The 6,071-nt window shown below is 69.0% G+C and carries 5 protein-coding genes and 2 tRNA genes; 2 read left to right on the top strand and 5 right to left on the bottom strand.

Features of this window, described 5'->3' with window-relative positions; all coding sequences use genetic code 11:
- Nucleotides 1-745: hypothetical protein (locus B7L92_RS21740; RefSeq protein WP_081239160.1), on the top strand; the 745-nt coding region annotated here is incomplete at its 5' end.
- Nucleotides 746-807: 62 nt separating this feature from the next.
- Here the strand turns inward: B7L92_RS21740 and clpX are convergent.
- The 5 genes from clpX to B7L92_RS21715 form a co-directional block, all read right to left on the bottom strand.
- The gene (gene clpX, locus B7L92_RS21735; protein WP_004988123.1) at nucleotides 808-2,094 is read right to left on the bottom strand and encodes an ATP-dependent Clp protease ATP-binding subunit ClpX; all 1,287 of its coding nucleotides are present in this window, start codon (nucleotides 2,092-2,094) and stop codon (nucleotides 808-810) included.
- A gap of 190 nt (nucleotides 2,095-2,284) precedes the next feature.
- A complete protein-coding gene (locus tag B7L92_RS21730) occupies nucleotides 2,285-2,965 on the bottom strand; it encodes an ATP-dependent Clp protease proteolytic subunit (protein ID WP_004988122.1) in 681 nt (226 codons plus the stop codon).
- Between the two features lie 112 nt (nucleotides 2,966-3,077).
- Nucleotides 3,078-3,683, bottom strand: coding sequence for an ATP-dependent Clp protease proteolytic subunit (locus tag B7L92_RS21725; protein ID WP_081239159.1), 606 nt, complete (start codon nucleotides 3,681-3,683; stop codon nucleotides 3,078-3,080).
- A 370-nt stretch (nucleotides 3,684-4,053) separates the two neighbouring features.
- Entirely contained in the window at nucleotides 4,054-5,442 is a 1,389-nt protein-coding gene (gene tig / locus B7L92_RS21720) for a trigger factor (RefSeq protein WP_081239158.1), read from the bottom strand.
- Between the two features lie 181 nt (nucleotides 5,443-5,623).
- Nucleotides 5,624-5,700, bottom strand: a tRNA-Pro gene (locus tag B7L92_RS21715).
- Between the two features lie 165 nt (nucleotides 5,701-5,865).
- On the opposite strand from B7L92_RS21715, the gene B7L92_RS21710 reads away from it, so the two are divergent.
- Nucleotides 5,866-5,936 (top strand) — tRNA-Gly (locus tag B7L92_RS21710).
- The last annotated feature ends 135 nt before the right edge of the window (nucleotides 5,937-6,071 follow it).

Here is a 6,071-nt window from a genome sequence, read left to right as displayed (position 1 = left end):
CTACGGCCAGGCCCCGTACGGCATGCCGCCCCAGCCCCCGGCGGCGGGCGGCGGCGGCAAGAAGGCCGGCATCATCGTCGGCGCGGTGGCGGTCGTGGCGGCGATCGCCGTGGGCGCGTACTTCGTGATCGGCGGGGGCGGCGGCGGTTCGGACGTCGCCGACGACGGCCCGCACAAGCTGACGACCCCGGCGACCGTGCTCGGCGGCGAGTACAAGAAGGGCGACGCCGCGGGCGGCGGCGGCTTCGACGAGAACGACATGAAGGAAGCCGAGAAGCACGGCGTCAAGAACGCCAAGGACGTCAACGCGGTCTACCAGGCCGGGGACGAGAACAATCCGTTCGCCATGAAGATGCTCCAGTTCATGGGCGTCCACGGCGAGATCGACGACCCGGAGAAGGTCGTCGACGCCATGTTCGCGGAGCTGAAGAAGAACGCCTCCGAGGACAAGGAGACCGAGGGCGAGGTCGTCGGCAGCCCGAAGGTCTTCGAGCCGAGCGCTCTGGAGAACGCCGTCCTGAAGTGCCAGGAAATCAAGATCAAGAACAGTGACGCCGTGGCGGGCGACGCGGCCACCGGTCCCGCGGAGGTCAGCATGCCGGTGTGCATCTGGGGCGACCACAGCACGCTGGCCGTCGTCATCCACACCGATCTGGCCGACGCCATGGCCGGCAAGCCCGCCGACCTGGGCAAGGCTTCTGAGCTCACCGCCAAGTTCCGCAAGGACGTCCGCGTCAAGGCCTGACGCCGGCAGACGCACGAAGGGGCCCCGGTCGACGACCGGGGCCCCTTCCGCGTTCTCTGCCGCTACGCCGTCTTCTGCTCGCCCGGCCCACGGCCGCGCGCGTCGCGCGGGATGAGGGTGGGGTTGACGTTGGAGAGGACCACGTCCGCCGTGATGACCACGCGGGCGACGTCCTTGCGGGACGGGACCTCGTACATCACGCCCTGCAGGACCTCCTCCATGATGGCCCGCAGGCCCCGCGCGCCGGTCTGGCGGAGGATGGCCTGGTCGGCGATGGCCTCCAGCGCCTCGCGCTCGAAGTCCAGCTCCACGCCGTCGAGTTCGAAGAGGCGCTGGTACTGCTTGACCAGGGCGTTGCGCGGCTCGACGAGGATCTTGAGCAGGGCCTCGCGGTCGAGGTTGTGGACCGAGGTGATGACCGGGAGGCGGCCGATGAACTCGGGGATCATGCCGAACTTGACCAGGTCCTCCGGCATGACCTCCTCGAACTGGTCCTTGGACTCCAGCTCCCGCTTGGAGCGGATCGTCGCGCCGAAGCCGATGCCCTTGGCGCCGGCCCGGCCCTCGATGATCTTCTCCAGGCCCGCGAAGGCACCGCCCACGATGAACAGCACGTTCGTCGTGTCGATCTGGATGAACTCCTGGTGCGGGTGCTTGCGGCCGCCCTGCGGCGGCACCGAGGCCGTGGTGCCCTCGAGGATCTTCAGCAGGGCCTGCTGGACGCCCTCGCCGCTGACGTCACGCGTGATCGACGGGTTTTCACTCTTGCGGGCGACCTTGTCGATCTCGTCGATGTAGATGATCCCGGTCTCGGCCTTCTTGACGTCGTAGTCGGCCGCCTGGATCAGCTTCAGCAGGATGTTCTCGACGTCCTCGCCGACGTACCCCGCCTCCGTGAGCGCCGTCGCGTCGGCGATCGCGAAGGGCACGTTCAGCATGCGGGCCAGGGTCTGGGCCAGCAGCGTCTTGCCGGAGCCCGTGGGGCCCAGCAGGAGGATGTTGGACTTCGCCAGCTCGATGGCGTCCTCGCGGCCCTGGGCGCCGCCGTTCTCGCCGGCCTGGACGCGCTTGTAGTGGTTGTACACCGCGACGGAGAGGGCCTTCTTGGCCGCCTCCTGGCCGACCACGTACCCCTCGAGGAACTCGTAGATCTCGCGGGGCTTGGGCAGCTCCTCCCAGCGGACCTCGCTGGTCTCGGCGAGCTCTTCCTCGATGATCTCGTTGCAGAGATCGATGCACTCGTCGCAGATGTACACACCGGGCCCTGCGATGAGCTTCTTGACCTGCTTCTGGCTCTTCCCGCAGAACGAGCACTTGAGCAGATCGCCGCCGTCACCGATGCGTGCCACGGTGTGCTTCCCCTTCGCCTGGGAGTCGCCCGGACGTCGATGTCCGGTGGCTCCTGGTGCTGCCTTATGTCCGACGGTACCTTGCCGAGCCCTCCGTTCGGGCCCCCCTTGGCACGGTTCGCTTTGACGTGAACCGCACCAAACCGTGCCAAGGGGCGGCAGACGATACAGCCTCCCGAAGCCTCCCGCGTCAGCGCAGGCTGGCGTTGTCCATCTTCCGGGTGGTGATGATCTGGTCGATCAGGCCGTACTGCAGCGCGTCCTCGGCCGTGAGGATCTTGTCGCGCTCGATGTCCTCGCGGATCTTGTCGATCGGCCGGGTGGAGTGCTTGGCCAGCATCTCCTCCAGCTGCGTCCGCATCCGCAGGATCTCGTTCGCGGCGATCTCCAGGTCGGAGACCTGGCCGCGGCCGGTCTCGCTGTACGGCTGGTGGATCAGCACACGGGCGTTCGGCAGCGCCATGCGCTTGCCGGGCGTGCCGGCGGCCAGCAGGACGGCGGCGGCGGAGGCCGCCTGGCCCATGCAGACCGTCTGGATGTCCGGCTTCACGTACTGCATCGTGTCGTAGATCGCCGTGAGCGCCGTGAAGGAGCCGCCGGGGCTGTTGATGTAGACCGAGATGTCCCGGTCGGGGTCCATCGACTCCAGGCACAGCAGCTGCGCCATGACGTCGTTGGCGGAGGCGTCGTCGATCTGGACGCCGAGGAAGATCACGCGCTCCTCGAAGAGCTTCGCGTACGGGTCGTACTCGCGGATGCCCTGGGAGGTGCGCTCGACGAAGCGGGGGATGACGTAACGGGACTCGGCCGCGGGGCCGGTGTACTCGGCGCGCGTGCGGTCGTACAGGCCGCTGCCGGGGAAGTCGTTCACGGTGTCTCCTGAAAAGGGGCTGAGGCGGTCGGCTGGGGCTGCTGGGGCTGTTCTGCGGGCCCGGACGGGCCCGACGGGCTGCGCGGGGCCGCCAGGGGCTCCGCGCGGCCTCTCAGGCCCCGGTGCCGCCGCCGCCCGGCATGCCGGCGGCCGTGGCGATCACGTCGTCGATGAGGCCGTACTCCTTCGCCTCGAAGGCGTCGAACCAGCGGTCGCGGTCGGAGTCGCGGGTGATCTGCTCGACCGTCTGACCGGTGTGCTGGGACGTGAGCTCGGCCATGCGCTTCTTGGTGTGCAGCAGCCGCTCGGCGTGGATCTTGATGTCCGAGGCCGAGCCGGCCAGGCCGGCGGACGGCTGGTGGATCAGGATCTCGGCGTTGGGCAGCGCGAAGCGCTTGCCGGGGGTGCCGGCGCTCAGCAGGAACTGGCCCATGGAGGCCGCCAGGCCCATGGCGATCGTCACCACGTCGTTCTTGATGTACTGCATGGTGTCGTAGATCGCCATGCCGGCCGTGATGGAACCGCCGGGGCTGTTGATGTACAGGTAGATGTCCTTGTCCGGGTCGGAGGCAAGGAGCAGCAGCTGTGCGGTGATCTTGTTCGCGATGTCGTCGTCGACCGGCTGGCCGAGGAAGATGATCCGCTCGTTGAGCAGCCGGTTGTAGACCTGGTCGCCGAGGCCACCACCGATGGAGGGCTCGCCGGCGGCGGAGGGCATCAGATTCGTCACGTATCCACCTGCTCGTCTTACGACGGCGCCGGGCCGTCTCACGTGTTCTGCCGGGGCTGGGGCCGTCCGGCGGTGCTCGGGGACTCCCCTGCCCTCGTATTCATGGACCCTAACGCGCGGGTCCCTTCGGGGAATCCCGCAGCGGGGAGTGTTCGCCGGGGGCGTAGCGCGGTGCGCTCCGCGGGTGGGTGCCGCCGCCCGTTCGCCGCGGCCGTGCCGGTGAGCGGGCGACGGCCGGGTACCCGGGGCCGCCCGCACTCACGCGGCCGCACGGCGGTGCGTCCGCGCGGAAGCGCGACGGGCCCCGGGCACAGCGCGCCCGGGGCCCGTCGTCCGCACGTCTGAGGTGCCGCGGGGATCAGCCCTCGGTCTTCTCCTCGGCGGGGGCCTCGGTGGCCTCGGCGGTGTCGGTGGCCTCGGCCTTGTCGTCCTCGTCGTCTTCCTCGAGGTCGATGATCTCGCCGTTGGTGTCCTTGACCGTGGCCTTCTCGACCACGGCGGCCAGGGCCTTGCCGCGGGCGACCTCGCCGACGAGCAGCGGGACCTGGCCCTGCTCGACGACCGCCTGGGCGAACTGGTCGGGGGACATGCCGGAGGAGGCCGCGCGCCGCATGAGGTGCTCGGTGAGCTCCTCCTGGTTGACGTTGTGCTTCTCCTGCTTGACGAGCTCGTCGAGCACGAACTGGGTCTTGATGCCCTTGACCGCGGCCTCGCGGGTCTCGGTCTCGAACTCCTCGGCGGTCTTGCCCTGGATCTCCAGGTACTTGTCGAGGGTGAGGCCCATCTGGCCGAGCTGGTGGTGCTCGAGGTTGTGCTTGCGGGTGTTGATCTCGTCCTCGAGCAGCTTCTCGGGGACCGGGACCTCGACCAGCTCGAGCAGCTTCTCCAGGACGCGCTCCTGGGCCTGCGTGGCCTGGTCGTACTCCTTCATGTCCCGCAGGCGCTTGCGGCTGTCCGCCCGCAGCTCCTCGAGCGTGTCGAACTCGGAGGCGAGCTGCGCGAACTCGTCGTCCAGCTCGGGCAGTTCGCGCTTGGCGACCTGGGTGACCTTGACGGTGACCTCGGCCTCCTTGCCGGCCGCGGAGCCGCCCTTGAGCTCGGAGGTGAAGGTGGCCTCCTCGCCGGCGGACAGGCCCTTCACGGCGTCGTCGATGCCGTCCAGCAGCTCGCCGGAGCCGATGGTGTAGGAGACGTCGCTCGCGACGCCGTCCTCGAGGACCTCGCCGTCGACCTTGGCCTCGAGGTCGATGGTGACGACGTCGCCGTCCTCGGCGGCGCGCTCGACCGGGGAGGTGGAGGCGAAGCGCTCGCGGAGCTGCTCGACGGACTTCTCGACGTCCTCGTCGGTGACCTCGATGGCGTCGACCTCGACCTCGATGCCGGAGTAGTCCGGGATCTCGATGGTCGGGCGGATGTCGACCTCGGCGGTGAAGTTCAGCGTCTCGCCGTCCTTCAGCTCCGTGATGTCGACCTCGGGCTGGCCCAGCGGGCTCAGCTCGGCCTCGTTGACGGCGTCGGTGTAGAACTTCGGGAGAGCGTCGTTGACAGCCTCCTCCAGCACCGCACCGCGACCGAACCGCTGGTCGATGACCCGGGCCGGGACCTTGCCCTTGCGGAAGCCCTTCACCGTGACCTGCTGGTTGATCTTCTTGTACGCCGCGTCGAGGCTGTCCTTGAGCTCCTCGAAGGGCACCTCGACAGTGAGCCGAACCCGGGTCGGGTTCAGGGTCTCCACGGCGCTCTTCACGGTTCGGTCTCCTTGTGGCTGACTTCTCGGTTTCCGCCGGAACCAGAACGGTCCGGCCGATGCGCCGCCCGGAGGACTGCATCAGACGCTCGGAGAGCTGAGAGACACGGGCGTGCAGCTTGAATAGTAACGGCAGCGACTACGGCGCCCAAAGGCGATCATCGGAGGACGATCGGGTGGTTGGTCGGGGTGGCGGGATTTGAACCCACGGCCTTCCGCTCCCAAAGCGGACGCGCTACCAAGCTGCGCCACACCCCGTCTGGTGCGACACGTAGGGTACATGCCGCCGGGCAGTCCTTCCGCCGCATTTCCCGGGCGCGGTGCGGCGTCGGCGGTGCGACGGGGACGGGGTGTGCGACAAAGGGGCACGACCCGCTACGATGCCTGTCAGTGCCGTGGCCACCCACCCGCGGCACACGCTGTGCGGGCGTAGCTCAATGGTAGAGCCCCAGTCTTCCAAACTGGCTACGCGGGTTCGATTCCCGTCGCCCGCTCTGACACGGCTCAGGCCCGGGTGAGAGGTGCGTCCTCTCACCCGGGCCTGAGCCGTTCCACGGGCCGGACCGGCCGCCCGCGCCCCTCCGCGCGCCCGCTCCGGCCGGCGCCGGGACGGAGGGAACGCCGTTCGC

The organism is Streptomyces viridosporus, from assembly GCF_002078235.1.
Taxonomy (GTDB): Bacteria; Actinomycetota; Actinomycetes; order Streptomycetales; family Streptomycetaceae; genus Streptomyces; species Streptomyces viridosporus.
Note: the sequence above shows the minus strand (reverse complement) of the source record. Positions and strands in the feature narration are given on the sequence as shown.

Coding starts and splice junctions, on each gene's coding strand:
- B7L92_RS21725 (WP_081239159.1), bottom strand. CDS start 3,683: ATGCCCTCCGCCGCCGGCGAGCCCTCCATCGGTGGTGGCCTCGGCGAC.